This window comes from Kitasatospora sp. YST-16, from assembly GCF_026802215.1.
Lineage (GTDB): Bacteria > Actinomycetota > Actinomycetes > Streptomycetales > Streptomycetaceae > Kitasatospora > Kitasatospora cineracea.
In genome coordinates, this window is the sequence record NZ_CP113837.1 from 3,472,045 (window position 1) to 3,493,621 (window position 21,577).

Consider the following 21,577-nt stretch of genomic DNA (forward strand, 5'->3'; position numbering starts at 1 on the left):
GGCGGATCAGCCCCAGGTGATCAGGCGCTTCGGGTGCTCCAGGACCGCGGCGGTGTCCGCCAGCACCTTGGAGCCGAGCTCGCCGTCGACCAGCCGGTGGTCGAAGGAGAGCGCCAGCGTGGTGACCTGCCGGGGCACCACCTTGCCCTTGTGCACCCAGGGCAGCTCCCGGACCGCGCCGAAGGCCAGGATGGCGGCCTCGCCGGGGTTGAGGATCGGGGTGCCGGTGTCGACGCCGAACACGCCGACGTTGGTGATCGTGATGCTGCCGCCGGACATGTCCGCCGGGGAGGTCTTGCCCTGGCGCGCGGTCTCCACCAGGTCGCCCAGCGCGACGGCCAGTTGGGGCAGCGTGCGGGAGCCCGCGTCCTTGATGTTCGGGACGATCAGGCCGCGCGGGGTGGCCGCGGCGATGCCGAGGTTGACCGCGCCGCGGATGACGATCTCCTGGGCCGCCTCGTCCCAGCTGGCGTTGATCTCCGGGTGCCGCTTGACCGCGGTCAGCAGCGCCTTGGCGACCAGCAGCAGCGGGCTGACCCGCACCCCGGCGCCGAGCTCACCGCTCTCCTTGAGCTTGCGCACCAGCTTCATCGTCCGGGTCACGTCGACCTGGACGAACTCGGTGACGTGCGGCGCGGTGAACGCCGAGGCCACCATCGCCTGCGCGGTGGCCTTCCGGACGCCCTTGACCGGCACCCGGACGTCCCCGGCCGCGGTCGGCACCGGCAGCGCCACCGCGACCGGCTCGGCCACGGGGGCCGCGGGAGTCGCGGGGGCCGCCACCGGCTCGACGACCGCCTCGGCGGCGGTGTTCGCCGCGGCGTGCACGTCCTCGCGGGTGATCACGCCGTTCGGGCCGGTCGGCACCACGGTGCGCAGGTCGATCCCGAGGTCCTTGGCGAGCTTGCGCACCGGCGGCTTGGCCAGCGGGCGCTCCCCCTCGGCGACGGCCGGGGCGGGCGCGGCGACCGGAGCGGGCGTCGCGACCGGAGCCGCGACGGGTGCGGGTGCGGGCGCGGCGACAGCGGCGCCCGCCCCGTTGGTGCGGCGGGCCCGGCGCTGCGCCGAGCCGGTGCGCGGGCCGTAGCCGACCAGCACCTCGCGGCGCTCCGGCTCCGGCTCGGCGGCCGGGGCGGGGGCCGGGGCGGCAGCGGGCGCGGCGGCCGGTGCGGGCGCGGCGCCGGCGACGGCCACCGCGATGATCGAGGTGCCGACGTCGACGGTGGCACCCGCCGGGAAGTGCAGCGCCTCGACCACGCCGGTGAACGGGATCGGCAGCTCGACGGCGGCCTTGGCGGTCTCCACCTCGCAGACCACCTGCCCGTCGGTGACGGTGTCGCCCGGCTTCACGTACCAGGTGAGGATCTCGGCCTCGGTGAGGCCCTCGCCCACGTCGGGCATCTTGAACTCGCGGAGCGAGTGAACGTCAGTGGTCATCTCCGCCCCCTGTTCAGAACGCGAGCGCGCGGTCGACGGCGTCGAGCACGCGGTCCAGGTCGGGGAGGTAGGTCTCCTCGACGCGCGACGGCGGGTACGGGGCGTGGTAGCCGCCGACCCGCAGGATCGGCGCCTCCAGGTGGTAGAAGCAGCGCTCGGTGAGCCGGGCGGCGAGCTCGGCGCCCAGGCCCAGGAAGACCGGGGCCTCGTGCACGACGATGCCGCGGCCGGTGCGCTTGACGGACTCCTCCACGGTGGCGAAGTCGATCGGCGACAGCGAGCGCAGGTCGACCACCTCCAGCCGGCGGCCGTCCTCCTCGGCGGCCTGCGCGGCCTCCTGGCAGACCTTGACCATCGGCCCGTACGCGATCAGCGTGGCGTCGGTGCCGGGCCGCACGATCCGCGCCGAGTGCAGGGGCAGCATCGGGTCCTCGCCGACCTCGCCCTTGTCCCAGTAGCGGCGCTTGGGCTCCAGGAAGATCACCGGGTCGTCCGACTCGATGGCCTGGCGCAGCATCCAGTGCGCGTCGTGCGCGTTGGACGGGCTGACCACCCGCAGGCCGGCGGTGTGCGCGAAGTACGCCTCGTGCGACTCGCTGTGGTGCTCGACCGCGCCGATGCCGCCGCCGAACGGGATGCGCACGGTGATCGGCATCTTGACGTGGCCGAGCGCGCGGGCGTGCATCTTGGCGAGCTGGGAGACGATCTGGTCGAAGGCCGGGTAGACGAAGCCGTCGAACTGGATCTCCACCACCGGGCGGTAGCCGCGCAGCGCGAGGCCGATCGCGGTGCCGACGATGCCGGACTCGGCGAGCGGGGTGTCGATGACCCGGTCGTCGCCGAAGTCCTTCTGCAGGCCGTCGGTGATCCGGAAGACGCCGCCGAGCTTCCCGATGTCCTCGCCCATCAGGACGGTCTTCGGGTCGCTCTCCAGCGACTTGCGCAGCGCCTCGTTGAGCGCCTTGGCGATGCTGAGCTGGCCGGCCATCAGTGGTGCTCCCCACCCTCGAAGGAGGCGGCGTACGCCTCGTACTCGGCGCGTTCCTCGTCGACCAGCGGGTGCGGCTCGCTGTAGGCGTGGTCGAAGATCAGGGTCGGGTCCGGGTCCGGCATCGAGCGGACGCCCTCGCGGACCCGCAGGCCCAGCTGCTCGCTCTCGGCCTCGATCCCGGCGAAGAACGCCTCGTCGGCGAGGCCCTCCTTCTCCAGGTGCGCCTTCAGCCGCAGGATCGGGTCCTTGGCCTTCCAGGACTCGGTCTCCTCGGACTGCCGGTAGCGGGTCGGGTCGTCGGAGGTGGTGTGCGCGCCCATCCGGTAGGTGAACGCCTCGACCAGGACCGGGCCCTGGCCGGTGCGGGCGTGGTCGAGCGCCCAGCGGGTGACCGCGAGCACGGCGAGCACGTCGTTGCCGTCGACCCGGACGCCGGGGAAGCCGAAGCCGGAGGCGCGGCGGTACAGCGGGATGCGGGTCTGCACCGTGGTGGGCTCGGAGATCGCCCACTGGTTGTTCTGGCAGAAGAACACCACCGGCGAGTTGTAGACCGAGGCGAAGGTGAAGGCCTCGTTGACGTCGCCCTGGCTGGAGGCGCCGTCGCCGAAGTAGGCGATCACCGCGTCGTCCGCGCCGTCCTTGGTGATGCCCATCGCGTAACCGGTGGCGTGCAGGGTCTGCGCGCCGATCACGATGGTGTAGAGGTGGAAGTTCTTCTCGTTCGGGTCCCAGCCGCCGTTGTTCACGCCGCGGAACATGCCGAGCAGGTTCAGCGGGTCGACGTCGCGGCACCAGGCCACGCCGTGCTCGCGGTAGGTGGGGAAGGCGTAGTCGCCGGTGCGCATCGCGCGGCCGGATCCGACCTGGGCCGCCTCCTGGCCCAACAGCGAGGCCCACAGGCCCAGTTCGCCCTGACGCTGGAGCGAGGTCGCCTCCGCGTCGAAACGCCGCACCAGGACCAGGTCCCGGTAGAGCGAGCGCAGCTCCTCGGGCGTCACGGTGAGCGGGAATTCCGGGTGCTCGACCCGGTCGCCCTCCGGGGTGAGCAGCTGGACGAGCTCCGGTTCGGCGGTGGAGCCGGCCCGGGCCGGGTCAGGGACGCCGGGGGCGGCCTTCTTGCGCGCCCTCGACGTGCTTTTGACGGTCACGTTCACTCCTCGGTCTGTCCGGCCACCCGGGGTCGCCGGCGACCGGTCCGGTCGCCCCTCCGACCCGCGCGCGTGGGTGTGCGCACCGGTGCGGACAGGCGGTGTTCCCTTTCCGACGGCGTCCTCACGAGAACGTTACCCAGCGACGCCCTTTGGCGCGCTTGCGCTAGGACGTCCTAGTTGTTCTCCGGTAGGGAAACCGACGGTGTGACGCGGCTTACCCGTTCCGGTCAGGACACCAGCGCACGGTATCCGGGCACGGCCCGCTGCGAAAGGGGGTAACGGGCATCGATTTGTGCGACGCTTTGCAAATGACTGATAACGGACATATCAGGGTGTTTCTCCTCGATGATCACGAAGTGGTCCGACGCGGCGTGCACGACCTGCTCTCCATGGAGGGCGACATCGAGGTGGTCGGCGAGGCGGGAACGGCGGCCGAGGCGCTCAACCGCATTCCGGCGGTCCACCCGGACGTGGCGGTGCTCGACGTCCGGCTCCCGGACGGCAACGGCGTCGAGGTGTGCCGGGAGATCCGCTCCCAGGACCCCTCGGTGAAATGCCTGATGCTCACTTCCTTCTCCGACGACGAGGCGCTGTTCGACTCGATCATGGCGGGGGCCTCCGGATATGTCCTGAAAGCGATCCGCGGAACCGATCTGCTCTCCGCGGTGCGCGATGTCGCGGCCGGCAAATCCCTGCTCGACCCGGTGGCCACCAGCCGCGTGCTGGCCCGGCTCCGCGACGGGGGCGAGAAGGAGGACGAGCGGATCGCGCAGTTGACGAAGCAGGAGCGCCGGATCCTCGACCTGATCGGCGAGGGAATGACCAACCGGCAGATCGGCAACGAGCTGCACCTGGCCGAGAAGACGGTGAAGAACTACGTCAGCAGCCTGCTCGCCAAGATGGGCATGGAGCGCCGCACCCAGGCCGCCGCCTACGTCGCCCGCCGGCAGGCCGACCAGCAGCACTGAGAGCAGATTCGCACACGCTGTGTCAAGTCACCATCACGCCGAGTAATAGGCTCGGTGCGTGACGGACGGTCAGACCCTCTCCCTCGCGCCGGCCCGCCCGGACGCCACCGCTCCCCCCGTCGGAACCCTCAGCCCCCCGGTCGCGCACGCCGCCGTGGCCGGGGTCCTGCGCGCCTACCGCACCCCGCCGCCCACGGCGGTCGTACCGGTCGCGGAGGGCCTGCTCAACCGGGGCTACCGGGTCACCACGGCGGCGGGCGCGTACTTCCTCAAGTGCTACGTCGACCGGGCCACCGCCAACCGGCCCGCGATCACCGCCCAGCACCGCGCCACCACCGCGCTGGCCGCCCGCGGCCTGCCGGTGCCCGCCCCGCTCGCCAACACCGACGGACGGACCGTCACCGCGCACGGCGGCCGGCTGTTCGCGCTCTACCCGTGGGTGGCCGGAAACCACCGGCACGGCACCGAGCTGCCCCCCGTCCGGTGCGGCGAACTCGGCGCCTTGCTGGGGGCGTTGCACGGCGCGCTGGCCGACGTGTGCGCCCCGCTGCGGCAGCCCGCCGGGGTGCTCAGCGCCGAGGCCGAGGAGACCGAGCGGATCGTCGCCGAACTCCGCGACCTGGCCCGCGCCCACCGCCCCTACGGCGCCTTCGACCGGCAGGCCGAACAGCACCTGACCCAGCGTCTGGACCTGCTCGCCGCCCACCGCCACCGCCGCCCCGGCCCCGCCGACGCCCCGCCCACCGGCTGGACCCACGGCGACTTCCACGGCCTGAACGTGCTCTACCGGGGCGACACCGTCAGCGCCGTCCTGGACTGGGACAAGCTCGCCCCGCACCCGGTCGCCGAGGAGGCCGTCCGGGCCGCCACCCTGCTCTTCAACGACCGCACCACCGGCGTCCTCGACCTGCCCCGGGTCCGCCACTGGGCCCGCGCCTACCGGGCCACCGGCGCCGCGGACGCAGAACAGGTCGCCCGCGCCGTCCACCGGGTCTGGTGGGAACGGCTGAACGACCTGTGGATGCTGCAGTGGCGCTACCAGCGCCGCGACCACCGCGCCGACCCGCTCTTCCCGGCCGCGGCCGGGCAACTGGCCTGGTGGTGCGAGGAGTACGAGCAGGTCATCGACGCGTTCGCCAACTGACCCGCCCGCACCGGCTACGGATGGACCGGCAGTTCCCCGATCCCCACCGAGGTGCCGGACGGGTTCGGGCTGGGGGACGCGGGCGCGGACGAGGTCGTCGACCCGCTGGGCTTGGTCCCGGTCGGGCTCGCCGACGTGCTCGCCGTCGCCGAGTGCGACGGGCTGGCCGAGGCGGACGCGGACGGGCTGGCCGAGGGCGAGGCGGTCGGCGACGGCGTGCTGCTCGGCGTCTCCTGCTGGTGGGTGCCGCCGCTCGAACTGCGGGTGGGCGCCGCGCTGCTGGGCCGCTCGGACGGCTCGTCGGTGGCGTGGGCGCTGGGGCTCTGCACCGGGGCGGTGGTCTGCTGCTGCTTCTTCGGGTCCTCGGTGTGGTCCTTGTTGGCGGTGATCGCCAGCGCGACCCCGACGGTGGCGGCCAGCACCAGCGCGACCGCGCCCAGCACCCAGCCCCACGGGTTGCGCCGCCGCGGCGGCTCCGGCTCCTCACCGTCGCCCCCGCCGCCGGCCCCGACCGCCGCCGGGTAGGGCTGCGCGGGCGTCCGGTAGGCCGAGGTGGCCTGGTAGGGCAGCGCCTCGGTGGCGGCCGTCCCGGCGACCGGGTTCATCGGCTCGGTGAGCGAGGCGGACCCGGCGGGCGGGGTGCCCTCCCAGGCCCCGGCCGCGGCGGCGGCCGCCAGCCCGGCGGCGCCCGCCGGGTAGCCCGCGCCGGCCGCGCCGTGCATCTGCCGCAGCGCGTGCTGCACGTGGGCGCGGAACTCGTCGGCGCTCTGGAACCGGTCGTCCGGGTTCTTCTCCAGCGCCCGCAGCACCAGCGCGTCCAGCGGCACCGGCACCCGGTCGTTGGCCCGGGACGGCGGCACCGGCGCGTCCTGGACGTGCTGGTAGACCACCGAGAGCGGGGTCTCGCCGACGAACGGCGGCCGCAGGGTGAGGAGTTCGTACAGCATGCAGCCGGCCGCGTACAGGTCGGAGCGGTGGTCGACGGGCTTGCCGAGGGCCTGCTCGGGCGACAGGTACTGCGGGGTGCCCATCACCATGCCGGTCTGCGTCATGGTGGTGGCGCCGCCGGCCAGCGCGCGGGCGATGCCGAAGTCCATCACCTTGACCGCGCCGCTGGTGGTGATGATGACGTTGGCGGGCTTGATGTCCCGGTGCACGATGCCGTGCCGGTGGCTGTAGGCCAGCGCCTCCAGCACCCCGGCGGTGATGATCAGCGCCTGGTCGACCGGCGGCGCCTCCTCGTCCACCAGCAGCTCGCGCACGGTGCGGCCCTCGACCAGCTCCATCACGATGTACGGGGTGGACTCCCCGCCGTGCTGCTCCTCGCCGGTGTCGTAGACCGCGACGATCGAGTGGTGGTTGAGCGCGGCAACGGCGTGCGCCTCGCGGGTGAAGCGGAGCCGGGCGGTGTCGTCCTCGGCGAGTTCCGAGCGCAGCAGCTTGACGGCGACGGTGCGGCCCAGCCGGATGTCCTGGGCGGCGAACACCTCGGCCATCCCGCCGCGGCCCAGCCGCCGGGTCAGCCGGTAGCGGCCGTCGCCGATCGTGGGGAACGGAACGGCGCTGCCGCGTCCGGGAGTTCGGGCCCCGCCCGGGAAGACCTCGGTGGGTCCGGTGGACTCTTCCGGGTGGCCCGCGTCCTCGTCCCGGGCGTCCGCGCCGGGCACCTCCGGCTGCTGGTCCCCACCGTCGTCCGGTCGTTCGCTCTGACCCATCGCTCCTCGCCCCGGGCACCCGCTCGGCGCGCGCTCGCCCTGTCGGTTCTTCCTCAGCACGCTACCGTCTCGGGCCCTCCGACGTGGAACGAGACGGCGCACGCGGGGGTCGGTTCGGGTCGCGCGAGCCCGCCGGCACTCCGGTTCGAGTACCGTGTCGAGCGACTGCGCCCTGTGCCTCAGGAGTTGCCGGCGCTGGCCACCACGACCATCAGGATGACGAACGCCAGCATCAGCACGCCGGCGATCACGCAGATCACGATCGCCGCGGTCGAGCAGCCGTTGCGCTCGTTGGCCCGCGGGGCCGGGTAGGGCACCGCCATCGGCGGCGGGGTGGTCTGCGGGAAGACCGGCGCCTGCGGGAACGGCGGCGGGGTCTGCCCGAGCTGCGGGAACGGCTGCGGCGTCGGCGCGGCCGGCGGGAACGGCTGCGGGGTCGCGTACGGCGGCGGGGTCTGCGGGCCGGGCATCGGCTGGTACGGCTGCTGCACCGACGGCGGACCGGCCTGCGGGCCGGGCACCGGCGGGAAGTTGGTCAGCGACGGCGCGGCGTGCACCGAGCGCGGCCCCTCGCCGATCACCAGCGGGGTGGACGCCTGCAGCGGGGTGTTGCCGCCGCCCTGCCCCCCGGCCAGGACCCGCTCCACCTCCTCGCGCATCGCCTCCGCGGTCGGGAACCGCTGCGCCGGGTCCTTGCGCAGCGCCCGCTCCACCAGCGCGTCGATCCCCGGGGTGACCGCCCGGTTCAGCGTGGACGGCGCCGGCGGGGTCTCCTGCACGTGCTTGTACGCGATCGAGAAGGCCGAGTCGCCGTCGAACGGCAGCTGCCCGCTGAGCAGTTCGAACAGCATGCAGCCGACCGAGTACAGGTCGGACCGGGCGTCCACGCTCTTGCCGAGCGCCTGCTCCGGCGACAGGTACTGCGGGGTGCCGACCACCATGCCGGTCTGCGTCATCGAGGTGACGCCGGACTGCAGGGCCCGGGCGATGCCGAAGTCCATCACCTTGACGACGCCCTTGGTGGACACCATCACGTTGGCCGGCTTGATGTCGCGGTGCACCAGCCCCTGGTCGTGCGAGGCCTCCAGTGCCGCCAGCACCGCCGCGGTGATCTTCAGCGCCTGCTCGTTGGGCATCGCCCCGAGCGTGGTCACCTGCTCGTCCAGCACGTCCTTGAGCGAACGGCCCTCGACGAACTCCATCACGATGTACGGCGTGGTCGTCCCGTCCGGCGCGACGTCCTCGCCGGAGTCGAACACCGAGACGATGTTGGTGTGCTGGAGCCGGGCCACCGCCTGCGCCTCGCGCCGGAACCGCTCCTTGAACGAGGACTCCCGCCCCAGTTCGGTGTGCAGCGTCTTCACCGCGACCTGCCGGTCGAGCACCGTGTCGTGGGCCAGGTGGACCGAGGCCATGCCGCCCTGCCCGAGCATCCGCTGCAGCACGTACCGGCCGTGCCCGAGCGCGTACCCCTCGGTGGTGCCCTCAGTCATGGTCCCAGCTCCCCCTCGGCGCGCGGTACTTCCGGACACCGGTCAGGGTAGCGGTTCGGGGCCGCGCCGAAGCGCGGCCCCCGCAAGGCCACCGTGGGTAGGGCTACAGGTACGGACCGGAACGGATGCCGCGGCCCGGGCCGCCCTCCTCCGGCTCGCCCTCCGCCCCGTGCAGGCCCGGCGGGAGCGCCCGCCGCATCTGCTCCAGCTGGGCCCGCGCCGCCATCTGCTGGGCGAACAGCGCGGTCTGGATGCCGTGGAACAGGCCCTCCAGCCAGCCCACCAACTGCGCCTGGGCGATCCGCAGTTCGGCCTCGGTCGGGATCGTGTCGTCGGCGAACGGCAGCGACAGCCGCTCCAACTCCTCGACCAGCTCCGGGGCCAGGCCCAGCTCCAGCTCCTTGATCGAGCTGGCGTGGATGTCCTTCAACCGGGCCCGGCTCGCCTCGTCGAGGGGCGCCGCCCGCACCTCCTCCAGCAGTTGCTTGATCATGCTGCCGATCCGCATCACCTTGGCCGGCTGCTCGACCATCTCGGTCACCGGCAGCTCGCGCGGCTCGTCGTCCCCGTCGCCCCGCCCGAGCCCGCCGGCCGGCGCGGTGCCCACCGCCATCCCGTCCGGTCCGACGATCAGCACCTTCGGGCTGTCCTCTGATCTCCCGCCCGCCGCCTGTGACGCCTGGAAGGGATCCTGGTTCGACCGCTCGTTCATCGGGTTGGTCATAGCTCCTTCATATGCTCCGTCCGCCACGGAGGTCAACGAAGCCGGTCCGCCGATCGTCCCGCCCCGACCGGCCCCGCTCCGTTTCGGTGCCGTCCCCGCCCGTGTTCCGCTCCTACCCCGTCACCGCCGGCGCAGACGCAGCCCGACCAGGCCCAGGCCCAGGCCGATCAGCCCCAGCCCGGCCCCCAGCGGGAGCAGCCGCACGGACGGGTCGCTCCAGTGCAGCGAGGGCACCACCGGCACCACCGGCCCGGCCGCCAGCACGCCGTCGGCCCCCGCCGCCGCGGGCGCCTCCGGGTCCGCCGCCACCGCGTCCCCGTCCGTCACCGCACCCGGGTCCGCACCGGGCAGCGCCGCGTCCGGCACCGGCAGCCCGTTCACCGTGCCGTCCCCTCCTCCGGCCCCCGCCCCGCCGCCCGTCCCGCCGTCCGAGGGCTCCGGCGACGACGGGAGCTGCGGCACCACCGCCTGCTGGTGCCGCCCGTGCCCGACCGCGACGGAGGCGGGCACCGAGGACGGCACGGGCTCCACCGACGCCTCGGGGGACGCCGAGGGCGAGGGATCCGGGGACGGCGGGGCGGAGCCAGACGGAGACGAGGACGGGGACGGGGACGCCGAGGGAGAAGAAGAAGGGGAAGGAAACGCGGACGGGAGCGGGGACGGCTCGGCCGACTCGACCGGGTCCGCCGGCTCCACCGGGGCGGCCGGGACCGCCGGGGCGCTCGACGCGGCCGGGGCGGTGCGGGTGGCGGTGGCGGACGGGGGCGTGCTCGCGGTCGGCGCCGAGGGGACGGGCGGCGCGGGCGGCCCGGATATCGCGCCGCCCGGTGCCGGGACCACGGGTACCGCCGTGGCCCCGGCCACCTGCTGCCGCGCGGCGTCCAACTGCGCCCGGGCCTGCTCCCGGGCCGCGTCCGGCTGTGCCTGCGCCTGCTGCCGGGCCCCGGCCGCCGGGTCGGCGGCCAGGGCCGGGGCGGCCAGCAGCAGCGGGACCGCCACCCCGGTCAGCGCCGCCCAGCGGCGCAGCGCGGGCGGGCGGGCGGTGGCACGGGCCGGGACGGCGGGCGCGGGGCGGCGGCGAGCGAGCATGGAAAGCAGGTCCTCCCGACGGCCGCCCGCGGTGGGACGCGGGCGGAGGCGGAACAGCTTGTGACCAGACTCACATACTCGGGCACTCCGGGCATTTCGACCCTCAGCGGGCGGCTCCGGGGCGGTACACGGCCCAGGTCTTCGGCGTCTCGGACACCTGCATCCCGGTCAGTTCCGGCAGCCGGTCGTTCCAGCATTCGAACAGCCAGATCGCCAGGTTCTCGGCCGAGGGCGGGACGTCCGGCCCCAGCACCTCGTTCAGGTGCCGGTGGTCCAGCGTGTCGTCCAGCCACTTCTTGAACTCTCCGAGGTCCCGGTAGTCACGGACGAACCCGGCTTCGGTGAGCCGTTCCCGCGGCGCGGACATCTCGACCACCACGATGTAGTTGTGGCCGTGCATCCGGGCACAGGGGTGCCATCCCGGCAGCACGTCCAGGACGTGGCTGGCCGAGAAGTGGAACTCCTTCGAGATGATCAGCACTGTGCGCTCGCCTTCCCGGATCAGCCGCGTCCGACGCCCGGGGCCGCCGCCCGGATCTCCTGGTTGAGCGGCACCTCGGTCAGGAACCGCTCTCGCAGCGCCGGGTCCTCGATGCTCGCGGACTTTCGCTCGACTTCGTCCGCCGCCCGGCCCGACAGCTCCGCGGCCCGTTCCCGGCGGCCGGCGGCAGCGAACGCCCGCGCAGCATGGAACAGGACCTCTTCGGTGCGCAGGGCGGGCATGGCACCGACCTCGTCCAGGATCGTGAGCGCCTCGTCCGCGAGGGCCAGGGCTGCTTCCCGGTGCCCGTCCGCGAGCTCCGCCCGGCTGCGCAGGACCAGCGCCGCGATCCGGCTTCGCACCATTCCGGTGTGCTCGGTCTCGCGGTAGGTCTCCTCGGCCTTGTGCGCTGCGAAGCCGCGCAGCAGCGGGTCCTGGTCGGACAGTTCCAGCAGGAGCCCCGCGTACAGGTTGCGGACGATCGGCACCAGGTTGGCGAGCCAGGTCCGCTCGGTCTCCTCCCAGGCGGCAGTCATCAGGTCCAGGGCCTCCTGCCGCCGGGCCCGGTCGCGGGCGACCAGTCCCGCGAGCAGCGCGAGGTTGTAGGCGTGCCAGCCGCTCTCCCCGGACTGGATCTCCTGGAACCGGAGCGCCTCGCGCAGCACCTGTTCCGCCTCCGTCCAGGAACCCGTCGCGCTGTGCACCTGTGCCAGGTAGTTGAGCGCCATCGGCAGTTCGGAGTTGAACTGGTCGGCCCTGAGCCGGTGCACGCAGCGCTCCAACCTGGTCAGCGCCTCGCCGAGCCTGCCCAGGTCGAACAGGTTGATCGCCAGCTGCATCTCGCCGAGGTTGCGGGAGTGGTGCAGGACCGGATCGTCGGTGGCGCCGAGCGCCGGGTTCTCCGCGTACATCCGCTCGGCCTCGGCCAGCTGCGTCAGCCCCTCCGACAGCCTGCGCTTGGACACCTGGCGGCCGTACTCGACCTTGGCGACGAACACCGCAACCGGTTCGTCGGCCTGCTCCGCCCGCCGAACGGCCTCCTCCAGCTTGGCCAGCGAGGGCTCCAGCCCCTGGGTGACCAGCAAGGTCTTGCCGCGTAGCAGCGTGGTGCGGGCGATCAGCACCGGGTCCCCGCAAGCCGTCGCTGCGGCCTCGGCCTCGACGGCCAGCGCGTCGATCGCCGGACCGCCACCGGATTCGTGCAGACCGCGCCAGCGGACCTCGGTGAGGGAGAGCTGCAGCTCGATCGCGGCGACCAGTCGACGGTTCCGGTCCGGGACAGTGTCCGGAAGCATGCGGGTGGCCCGGATCGCCACGTTGCAGTGCTGTTCGGCCTCCAGGAACGACAGCCCGTCCAGGGCTGCCCCGCGCGCCAGTTCGTAGTGCGCGCGGGCCGAGTCGTCCAGGCAGCGGACCCCGCCGTGTTCCAAGTGGCGGGCGATCTCCAACCGCCACTCCAGCTGGTCGTCACGGGCCGGGTCGGCGCTCAGCGCCCTGGCGACGGCGGCGTGCCGGGAGCGCTTGAGTTCGGTGCTCTGCGGGTGGTAGATCAGCTGCCAGAGGGCACCGTGCTCGAAGACGTAGCAGTCCGACTCCTCGTACCGGGCCCACGGAGGCAGCGGCCGCTCCTCGATCAACCGGGTGTCCCGGGCGATCCGGACCAACCGCTGCAGCACGTTCTCGTGCGGCTCACCGGCCGCCTCCGCCAGCACCCGGGAGAAGAACTGCGGGCCCTGCACGGCGGCGATCTCCAACAGCTGGCGGTCCGCCCCGGACAGCCGGGCCATCCGCTGCTCCAACAACCTGTCGAGGCTCCGCGGAACGACCAGTTCGGTGCCCTGTTCGGCCTGCCAGGCGTCCAGGCAGAGCGAGACGAAGACCGAGTGCCCGCGGGTGAGTTCGACCAGCTGGGCGGCCAGACCGTCCGGTGCGGCGGGCTTCCGGATCCGTACCAGTTCCTCGACCGCCTCGGGCGGCAGCCCGCCCAGCACGTGCCGGTCGGCCCACGCCATCCCCGCCCAGCGGTCCAGCAGCTCACCGACCTTGCGGTCCCCGTCGGCGTCCGGGCCGTAACTGACCACCAGGGCCAACGGCGCCTCGTCACGCCGTTCGACCAGTCGGTTCAGCACCATCAGACTGCTCGGGTCGATGTACTGCACGTCGTCCACCAGCAGCACCACCGGCTTGCCCGAACGGGCGTTCTGCTGGAGCGCGTCGGCGATCTGGGCGACCGCACCGAACTGCGTGGGCAGCACGCTGTCCAGCGGGGTGGAGCCGGAGCCGAGAGCGGCCTCGGCAATCTCCCGGCCCACCGCCCACAGCGCGTTCAGGCCGGGCACGAACGAGGCCAGCACCTCCGGAGCGCTGCGCGCCGCCGCCCGCCCCGCTGTCCTCAGCAGCCGCCACCTGCCCTGCTCGGCCCGTCCCTCCAACTGGGCCACCAGATCCGCAACCACCGCGTAGGGATCACCCGGCCCGGTCCCGGGGTGACAACGGGCCTCCACCACCCGGAAGGCACCCGCGTTGGCCGGTACCTCGTTGATCCGACGGGCCAGTTCGGCCAGCAGCGCGGTCCGACCCATGCCGGTGCTGCCCTCCACCACCAACGCCCGGCCGCGGTGATCGGACAGGTCCGCCAGGAGGTCCCTGAACGCATCCATGTACTCGACCCGGTCGACGAAATCCGTCGGCACAGCAGACACCCCCGATGACGCAGAAGTCCTGAACCCCGGCTGCGGTCCGCACCCGTGCGCGAAAACCCTAGGCGATCAATGCCGCGGCACGGGCCGGAACCGGATAGTTCGGGCCCGTGCCGCCCCGTTCGCCCTAGATCTCCAGGAGCACCTTGCCGACCTGGGCGCCGGACTCGATCACCCGGTGCGCCTCAGCGGCCTCGGTGACCGGCAGGACCCGGTCGACCACCGGACGGACGGCGCCCGCCTCGATCAGCGGCCAGACGTGCTCCCGGACGGCGGCGACGATGGCGGCCTTCTCCCCGAGCGGGCGGCCGCGCAGGTTGGTGGCGACCAGCGCGGCCCGCTTGGCCAGCATGGCGGAGAGGTCGACCTCGGCCTTGGTGCCGCCCTGCAGGCCGATCACCACCAGGCGGCCGTTGACCGCCAGGGCGTCCACGTTCCGCTGCAGGTACTTGGCGCCCATGATGTCCAGGATCACGTCGGCCCCGGCGCCGCCGGTGGCCTCCCGGACCACCTCGACGAAGTCCTGCTCGCGGTAGTCGACCAGGACGTCCGCGCCCAGCTCGGCGCAGCGGGCCAGCTTCTGCGGGCTGCCCGCCGTCACCGCGACCCGCGCGCCGACCGCCTTGCCCAGCTGGATCGCCATCGTCCCGATGCCGCTGGCCCCGCCGTGCACCAGCAGGGTCTCGCCGGGCCGGAGGTGGGCGACCAGGAACACGTTCGACCACACCGTGGCGGCCACCTCCGGAAGGCCCGCCGCCGTCACCAGGTCGACGCCCTCGGGAACCGGCAGCAGCTGCCCGAACGGGACCGCGACCTTCTCCGCGTACCCGCCGCCGGCCAGCAGCGCGCAGACCTCGTCGCCGACCGCCCAGCCGGACACCCCGGGGCCGAGGGCGGCGATCCGCCCCGAGCACTCCAGCCCCGGGTAGGGGGAGACCCCGGGCTTCGGGCTGTAGAGGCCCTGGCGCTGCAGGAGGTCGGCCCGGTTGACGGCGGTGGCCGCCACCTCGACCAGGACTTCGCCCTCACCGGGCACGGGATCCGGCACGTCGGCCCAGCGCAGCGCTTCCGGCCCGCCGAACTCAGGAAGAGTCATTGCATGCATGCCCCCGACGCTACTGCGGCCGACCGCGCGGACGGCCGGTTTCCGCGCGGTCGGCGGGGCCCGTCCGCCGCGGTGTCAACGGACACTCCGTCAGGGCTCGCGCGGGCGGCCCGACAGGGTGGCGACACTCCGGCCCCGGCGTCACCCCAGGGCGGGCCGACCCCCCATCCTTGTCCCTGTGCCGACATCCATCCCGCCCCAGGACACCGGTGCCCGACCGTCCCGTCTGACGCTCAGTCGCTTCCGGGACGCGGGCACCGACACCACCGACCCCACCCGCCGGATCGCCCTGCCGTCCCGGCCGACCCGGCCGCCGACCCGCCAGGTGGCCCGCCGGCTGCTGCTCGCGCTGGGCGTGCTGGTGGTCACCACGCTGATCGTGTACGCGGACCGCGCGGGCTACCACGACAGCGCGGACCCCTCGGTCAGCCTCCTCGACTCGGCGTACTACGCCACCGTCACCCTCTCCACCACCGGGTACGGCGACATCACCCCGGTGAGCGACAGCGCGCGACTGGTGAACATCTTCGTGATCACCCCGCTGCGCGTGCTCTTCCTCATCATCCTGGTCGGCACGACTCTCGAAGTGCTCACCGAACGCACCCGCCTGCAGTGGCGGATCGAACGCTGGAGGCACACCGTGCGGGACCACACCGTCGTCATCGGCTACGGCACCAAGGGCCGCAGCGCCGTGGACACCCTGCTCGGGCAGGGTGTCCCGAAGGAGTCCATCGTGGTGGTCGACCCACAGGCCAAGGCCGTCGACCAGGCCACCCACGACGGGCTGGTCGGCGTGCTCGGCGACGCCACCCGGGCCGCCACCCTGATCCGGGCCGAACTGCCGCGCGCCGCCCAGGTGGTGGTCGCCCCCGAGCGCGACGACACCGCCGCCCTGATCACCCTGACCGCCCGTCAGCTGAACAAGGGCGCCACCGTGGTCGCCGCCGTCCGCGAGGACGAGAACGCCCCGCTGCTGCGGCAGAGCGGCGCGGACGTGGTGGTCACCTCCTCCAGCTCCGCGGGCCGGCTGCTGGGCATGTCGATGCTCAGCCCGAACGCGGGCGCGGTGATGGAGGACCTGCTGACCTACGGCAACGGCCTGGACGTCGCCGAGCGCCCGGTCACCAAGGCCGAGGCCGGGCTCAGCCCGCGCGAGCTGGACGACCTGGTGGTGGCGGTGGTCCGCGGCCGCCGGGTGCTCAACTACACCGAGCCGGAGGCCGCCGTGCTGCAGCTCACCGACCGCCTGATCGTCATCAAGCCGGGCACCCCGGTCACCCACTGACCGGGAAGGACAGCGAGCGAAGGACGGCGGGAGGCGGAACCGGGGCCACTGGTTCCGCCTCCCGCCGTTCCACGTGGAACATCCCGCTCAGGACAGCGGCAGCGCCAGCACCTCCGCGCACTCCCCGCCGCCAGGCCGCCGGGCGGGACGACCACCAGCGCCTCGGCCCGGGCCAGGCCGCGCAGCATCGCCGGGCCGTCGTGCGGCAGCGGGACCAGCCCGGCGGCGCTCCGGCGCACCGGGTGCAGCCGGGTGTCGACCGGGTGGCCGGGCAGCGCGGCGGCCAGCGGCTCGGCCGGACCGGCGGCCGGTGCGGTCCGGCCGGACAGCGCGTGCAGCAGCGGCAGCGCCAGCGTGACGGTGCCGGCCACCGCGGCCAGCGGATTGCCGGGCAGGCCCACCAGGTGGCGACCGCCGGGCAGCGCCGCCAGCAGCATCGGGTGCCCGGGCCGCACCGCCACCCCGTCCACCAGCGGGTGCCCACCGGTGGCCTCCAGCGCGGCGTGCAGGAAGTCCACCGGTCCGGCGGCGGTGCCGCCGGTGGTGAGCACCAGGTCCGCGGGCGAGTGCCGGATCGCGTCCCGCAGCAGCCCGAAGTCGTCCCGGACGTAGCGGCTGCCCAGCAGTTCGGCCCCCGCCCCGGCCAGCCAGGGCGGCAGCAGCGGGCCCAGCGCGTCCCGCACCCGCCCCGGGCCGGGCAGGCCCGCCACCAGCAACTCGTCGCCGAGCACCAGCAGTTCCACGGTCGGGCGGCGGTGCACCGCCAGCCGGTCGTGCCCGGCGGCGGCGGCCAGCCCGAGCACGGCCGGCGTCACCGGCAGCCCCGCGGGCAGCAGTTCCTCACCCCTGCCGCACTCCTGCCCGCGCGGCCGGACGTCCTGCCCGGGCACCACCTCGCCGCGCAACTGGGCCGCGCCGTCCGGCAGTTCGGTGAGCGCCCCGTGCTCGCGCCGGAGCACTCCGGTGGCACCGGGCGGCAGCTGGGCGCCGGTGGCGATCTCCACCGCCGCGCCGTCCGCCAGCGGCAGGCCCGCCTGTCCCGCCAGCACCCGGCCGGACAGCCGCCACGGCCCCGGACCGGCCACCGCCCAGCCGTCCATCGCCGAGGTGTCGAAGGCCGGCAGGTCGGTGAGCGCCGCCAGCGGCTCGGCCAGCGTCCGCCCCGCCGCCGCCGCCAGCTCCACCCGCTCCACCGGCAGCGGCCCCGGCACCGCCGTGCGTGCCGCCCGCCGGGCCGCCGGCCACGGGCAGCCGCGCAGGGTGGCCCCCGCGGAGGTCACCCGGACCTCGTCGGCCGGACCGACCGGCGCCCGGTTCATCGCCCGTCCGCGGCATCGGGCCCGGCCTCGGCACCGGCCGCCGCGGCGGCCCAGCGCTCGGCCAGCGCCGTCACCTTGGCGTTCGCCTCGGCCACCGCCGCCGCCCCGCCGCCGTTCGCGGCCGCCGCGTAGCCGACCAGGAACGCGGTGAGCGGAGCGGCGGGGCGCTCGACGCCGTGCGCGACCACCCGGGTCATGTCCAGCAGCCCGCGAACGTCCACCGCCAGGTCCAGGCCCAGTTCGGCACCGGCCGCGGTCATCCACTCGTCCAATGTGCGCTCCATGACGCCCATGCTGCCCGATCCGCCCGCCCGCAAGCCGCTTCCCCCGTGAGCGCCACGCGTCGTTTCCCTCACCGCCCGCCCCCGGCCCCGGTGAACGGCCCGCCGCGCCCCGTCAGCCGCGCCCCGCCCGGTCGCGGGCCGCGGCGAGTTCGTCCCAGGTGTCGCAGTCGAAGGCGGCGCCCGCCGGGTCGGGCAGCCGGGTCAGCCGCAGCGGGGCGAGCAGGCCGCGCAGCGGGCGGCCGGCCGGGTCGCCGAGCGCGGTGCGGGCCGCCCGCAGGGGCGCGGTGCGGTAGGCGGCGGCCAGCGGCTGGTCGCGGCCGTCGGCGTCGACCAGCAGGGCCCCGTCCCAGCGGTCGCCCCCGTCCCCGTCGAGCGCGGCCAGCAGCCGCCGCACCGTCGCGGCGTCCAGGAACGGCAGGTCGGCGGCGAGCAGCAGGACCCGGGGCGCGGTCACCGCGGGCAGTGCGGCGGCCACCGCCGCCAGCGGGCCGCCGCCCGGCGGGTCCTCGCGCAGCCAGCGGACCCCGGCCCGTTCGGTGGGCCGCTCGGGGCCGACCACCAGGGTCCGCCGGGCGTCCGCGCAGGCCGCCAGCACCCGGTCCAGCAGGGTGCGCCCGCCGACCGTCAGGGCGGGCTTGTCAGCCCCGCCGAGCCGCCTGCCCGCCCCGCCGGCCACCACCACCGCGTCGTACCCGTCGTCCGTCACCCCGGCAGTATCACTGCTCGCCGTCGACGATCTCCGCGTCGACCACCTCGTCGTCGTCGGCGCCGTCGCCCCGAACGCCCCGAACGCCCCGGGCGTCCCGGTCCGCCGCCCGGCGGCGGGCGACGTTCGCGGCCGCGCCGTGCTCCAGGATGGCCGGCAGGGTCAGGCCGCCGTAGCGCTCGTTCATCGCGGCGGCCAGCGCCTCCGCGTCGTCGGGGTGGTCGTGCAGCGCCTCGTCGAAGTCGCGCAGGTAGCCGGCGGTGAAGGCGAGCACCCGGTGCGCAGCGTCGTCCGTGCCGGGGGCGCGGTGACCGGCGATCACCCGGTCGACGCCGAGGTCGGCGATCCGGCCCAGGTTGTACGACCACTGGCCGCGGGCGTCCGGATCGGTGTCGGCGGTCCAGACGTGGGTGCCGTTGTAGACGAAGTCGCCCGCGACCACGGTGCGGATGCTCGGCAGGTGGGCGACGGTGGAGCCCGCGCTGTCGCCCTGGCCGAGCTGCAGGATCCGGATCAGCTGGCCGTCGATCATCAGCGGCTGCGGCATCAGCAGCCCGGGCAGCAGCGGCTGGTCCGGGATGTCGTCGCCGTACACCGGCTTCCACTGCGCGACCTTCGCCGCCGCGGTCTGCCCGATGCCCTCCACCACCGAGGGCGCGGCCAGCAGTTGCGCGGCCGGGAACAGCCGCAGCACCTCCTCCGCGCCGAAGTAGTGGTCGGGGTGCTGGTGGCTGACCACGATCGCCAGCAGCTCGCGGCCCTTGCCGGCGATCCACTCGGCGAGCTCGCGCCCGGCGCTGCGGGTCAGCTGGGCGTCGACCAGGATCGCCGTGCGCTCGCCCATGATCAGGCTGGAGGTGGCGAAGAACGCGCTCTCCGGTCCGGTGAAGACCTCGACCTCCAGCGGGCGGAAGGCCGGCGCGGCGCCCGCCCGGTGGCCGTGGGCGCTCTCCTCGGGCAGTGACGCGGTCACGGCTGCTCCCCTGGTCGGTGCGGCGGCGGGCACGGGCCGGCCCGTCCCGTCCAGCCTGGCCGGAAGGCCCCAGCGCCGCCGGGTGGGAGCGCCCAGGAGGGTGATCACCGCAACCCCCCGGCCCGCCACGGGCGTCGACTATTGTCGTGGGTCCCCGCACCGCCGGGCACCTCGTGCACACACCACCCCGGGAGTACCTGATGGACCGGCTCGACAACACCGTCCGCGACTACGCCTGGGGTTCGACCACCGCCATCCCCGAGCTGCTCGGACGGCCCGCCACCGGTACCCCCCAGGCCGAGCTGTGGATGGGCGCCCACCCCGGGGCGCCGTCCCGGGCCGACCGCGGTGGCGGCCCGGTCCCGCTGGACCGGCTGATCGCCGCCGACCCGGTCGGCGAGCTGGGCGCCGCGTCCGTCGAACGGTTCGGGCCGACGCTGCCGTTCCTGGCCAAGGTGCTCGCCGCCGCCCTGCCGCTCTCCATCCAGGCCCACCCGACCAGGGCGCAGGCCCGGGCCGGGTACGCCGACGAGGAGGCCCGGGGCATCCCGCTGGACGCCCCGCAGCGCAACTACAAGGACGACAACCACAAGCCCGAACTGATCTGCGCGCTCAGCGAGTTCGAGGGCCTGTGCGGCTTCCGCACCCCCGCCGGAGCGGCCGCCCTGATGGCCTCGCTCGACGTCCCCGGGCTGGAGCCGCTGATCGACCTGCTGCACACCAAGCCCGAACCGGAGGCGCTCGGCGGAGCGCTCGCCGCGGCCCTGGGGCTGACCGACGACGCGGGCCGCGAGACGGTGGCCGCCGTCGCCCGCGCGGTCACCGCCGCCGCCCCGGCCGACCCGACCGGCGAGCTCGCCGGGTACGCCTTCGCCGCCGCCGAGCACCCCGGCGACCCCGGGCTGGTCGCCGCGCTGCTGCTCAACCACGTCCGGCTGCAGCCCGGCGAGGCGCTCTACCTCGGCGCCGGGCTCCCGCACGCCTACCTGCGCGGCACCGGCGTCGAGATCATGTCCAACTCCGACAACGTGCTGCGCTGCGGCTTCACCCCCAAGCACGTGGACGTCCCCGAGCTGCTGAAGGTGGTCGACTTCCGGGCCGGCCGCCCGGAGGTGCTGCGCCCCGAACCCGGCCCGGACGGCGAGCGGCACTACCCGGTGCCGATCGACGAGTTCCGGCTCTCCCGCTACGAGCTCACCGACCGCCCCGCCACCCTGCCCGGCGACGCCCCGCAGATCCTGCTCTGCACCGCCGGAACGGCCCACCTCGCCTCGGGCGGCCAGGAGTTGACGCTGCGGCACGGCGAGTCCGCCTTCCTGCCGGCCGACGGCACCCCGACCCTGCTCACCGGCCCCGGCGCGACCGTCTTCCGCAGCACCGTCACGCTCGGTCGGAGCGGCCGGCGCAGCTAGAGCGGGTGGCGCGCCTGGTAGGCCAGGCGCGGGCCGGCGTCCGCGCCGAGGGCGGTGAGCAGTTCGTCCAGGGCCAGGAACCAGGCCCAGCGCTCGCCGCCGCCCGCCCGGGCCAGGGCCTCGACCAGCAGGTCCTCCAGCTCCGGGACGCGCTTGTCCTTCCACACCTTGTCGGCCAGCGCGACCAGCAGGTCCTCGGCGGTGGAGGACGGACCCCAGTCGGCGTGCCCGGCCGCGAACCGGGCCAGCTCCGGGGCCACCCCCGCCGCCAGCAGCAGCTCCCGGCCGGCCGGCTCGTGCGCCGAGCCCGGGCCGGACAGCTCGGAGCGGTGCACCGCCTTGCCGATGTCGTGGGTGGCCGCCCCGAACAGCACCGCCGGCCGGTCCACCGCCAGCTCCGGGCAGCGCTCCGCCGTCCAGTCCGCCAGCCGCGCCGCCACGTCGTGCACCAGCCGCAGGTACGCCACCAGCCGGGGCGGCGCCCCCGCCCCGGTCAGCAGCGCGACCGCCTCGTCCGGCAGCGGGAGCAGTTCCAGGTCCTCGTCCATGGCGGGCGACCCTACCCGACCCGGTTAATCGCTTGACCGTGCACCGGCGAGAC

16 protein-coding genes and 2 pseudogenes are annotated in these 21,577 nt (G+C 74.6%); 4 read left to right on the top strand and 14 right to left on the bottom strand.

Annotation, left to right across the window (positions count from 1 at the left end; translation table 11 throughout):
- Positions 1–6 precede the first annotated feature (6 nt).
- Genes OU787_RS15885 through pdhA form a run of 3 tightly spaced genes read right to left on the bottom strand, consistent with a single transcriptional unit; the run spans position 7 to position 3,576 of the window.
- Positions 7–1,437, bottom strand: coding sequence for a dihydrolipoamide acetyltransferase family protein (locus OU787_RS15885; protein ID WP_268659727.1), 1,431 nt, complete (start codon positions 1,435–1,437; stop codon positions 7–9).
- A gap of 13 nt (positions 1,438–1,450) precedes the next feature.
- Positions 1,451–2,425 carry an alpha-ketoacid dehydrogenase subunit beta gene (locus tag OU787_RS15890; protein ID WP_380370771.1) on the bottom strand — a complete coding sequence of 325 codons (975 nt, stop codon included), beginning with the start codon at positions 2,423–2,425 and terminating at the stop codon, positions 1,451–1,453.
- Complete coding sequence (gene pdhA, locus OU787_RS15895; protein ID WP_030457585.1) at positions 2,425–3,576, bottom strand: pyruvate dehydrogenase (acetyl-transferring) E1 component subunit alpha; 1,152 nt, start codon at positions 3,574–3,576, stop codon at positions 2,425–2,427. The genes OU787_RS15890 and pdhA overlap by 1 nt, the downstream gene beginning before the upstream one ends.
- Positions 3,577–3,887: 311 nt before the next feature.
- Between pdhA and OU787_RS15900 the strand changes: the two genes are divergently transcribed.
- On the top strand, positions 3,888–4,547 hold the full coding sequence (locus OU787_RS15900; RefSeq protein ID WP_030457586.1) for a response regulator: 660 nt from the start codon (positions 3,888–3,890) through the stop codon (positions 4,545–4,547).
- Positions 4,548–4,605: 58 nt separating this feature from the next.
- Positions 4,606–5,691, top strand: a complete 1,086-nt coding sequence (locus OU787_RS15905) for a phosphotransferase enzyme family protein (protein ID WP_030457587.1) — start codon at positions 4,606–4,608, stop codon at positions 5,689–5,691.
- Positions 5,692–5,705: 14 nt separating this feature from the next.
- Here the strand turns inward: OU787_RS15905 and OU787_RS15910 are convergent, their stop codons facing one another.
- The 7 genes from OU787_RS15910 to OU787_RS15940 form a co-directional block, all read right to left on the bottom strand.
- Complete coding sequence (locus tag OU787_RS15910) at positions 5,706–7,406, bottom strand: protein kinase domain-containing protein (RefSeq protein WP_268659728.1); 1,701 nt, start codon at positions 7,404–7,406, stop codon at positions 5,706–5,708.
- 179 nt (positions 7,407–7,585) lie between these two features.
- Positions 7,586–8,899: a protein kinase domain-containing protein gene (locus OU787_RS15915; protein WP_030457589.1), complete on the bottom strand. Its 1,314-nt coding sequence runs from the start codon at positions 8,897–8,899 to the stop codon at positions 7,586–7,588.
- Positions 8,900–9,002: 103 nt separating this feature from the next.
- Entirely contained in the window at positions 9,003–9,623 is a 621-nt protein-coding gene (locus OU787_RS15920) for a bacterial proteasome activator family protein (RefSeq protein WP_030457590.1), read from the bottom strand.
- A 120-nt stretch (positions 9,624–9,743) separates the two neighbouring features.
- The gene (locus OU787_RS15925; RefSeq protein WP_268659729.1) at positions 9,744–10,712 is read right to left on the bottom strand and encodes a hypothetical protein; all 969 of its coding nucleotides are present in this window, start codon (positions 10,710–10,712) and stop codon (positions 9,744–9,746) included.
- A 103-nt stretch (positions 10,713–10,815) separates the two neighbouring features.
- Positions 10,816–11,193: a 6-pyruvoyl trahydropterin synthase family protein gene (locus OU787_RS15930; protein WP_268659730.1), complete on the bottom strand. Its 378-nt coding sequence runs from the start codon at positions 11,191–11,193 to the stop codon at positions 10,816–10,818.
- A 20-nt stretch (positions 11,194–11,213) separates the two neighbouring features.
- Positions 11,214–13,886 carry an AAA family ATPase gene (locus tag OU787_RS15935; RefSeq protein ID WP_268659731.1) on the bottom strand — a complete coding sequence of 891 codons (2,673 nt, stop codon included), beginning with the start codon at positions 13,884–13,886 and terminating at the stop codon, positions 11,214–11,216.
- A 133-nt stretch (positions 13,887–14,019) separates the two neighbouring features.
- A complete protein-coding gene (locus OU787_RS15940) occupies positions 14,020–14,997 on the bottom strand; it encodes an NAD(P)H-quinone oxidoreductase (protein ID WP_268659732.1) in 978 nt (325 codons plus the stop codon).
- Positions 14,998–15,223: 226 nt separating this feature from the next.
- Between OU787_RS15940 and OU787_RS15945 the strand changes: the two genes are divergently transcribed.
- A complete protein-coding gene (locus OU787_RS15945) occupies positions 15,224–16,282 on the top strand; it encodes a potassium channel family protein (RefSeq protein ID WP_051816469.1) in 1,059 nt (352 codons plus the stop codon).
- 90 nt (positions 16,283–16,372) lie between these two features.
- On the opposite strand, the pseudogene OU787_RS15950 reads toward OU787_RS15945, so the two are convergent.
- The 3 genes and pseudogenes from OU787_RS15950 to OU787_RS15960 form a co-directional block, all read right to left on the bottom strand.
- Positions 16,373–17,601: pseudogene (locus tag OU787_RS15950) on the bottom strand (molybdopterin molybdotransferase MoeA); the annotation flags it as partial.
- Positions 17,598–18,567 (bottom strand): annotated as a pseudogene (locus OU787_RS15955) (NTP transferase domain-containing protein). The pseudogenes OU787_RS15950 and OU787_RS15955, both read right to left, overlap by 4 nt.
- Before the next feature lie 34 nt (positions 18,568–18,601).
- Positions 18,602–19,564, bottom strand: coding sequence for an MBL fold metallo-hydrolase (locus OU787_RS15960; protein ID WP_268659734.1), 963 nt, complete (start codon positions 19,562–19,564; stop codon positions 18,602–18,604).
- 200 nt (positions 19,565–19,764) lie between these two features.
- On the opposite strand from OU787_RS15960, the gene manA reads away from it, so the two are divergent.
- On the top strand, positions 19,765–20,976 hold the full coding sequence (gene manA, locus OU787_RS15965; protein WP_268661873.1) for a mannose-6-phosphate isomerase, class I: 1,212 nt from the start codon (positions 19,765–19,767) through the stop codon (positions 20,974–20,976).
- On the opposite strand, the gene OU787_RS15970 is transcribed toward manA, so the two are convergent.
- Entirely contained in the window at positions 20,973–21,524 is a 552-nt protein-coding gene (locus tag OU787_RS15970) for an HD domain-containing protein (protein WP_268659735.1), read from the bottom strand. The two genes, manA and OU787_RS15970, sit on opposite strands and share 4 nt — an antisense overlap.
- Positions 21,525–21,577 lie beyond the last annotated feature (53 nt).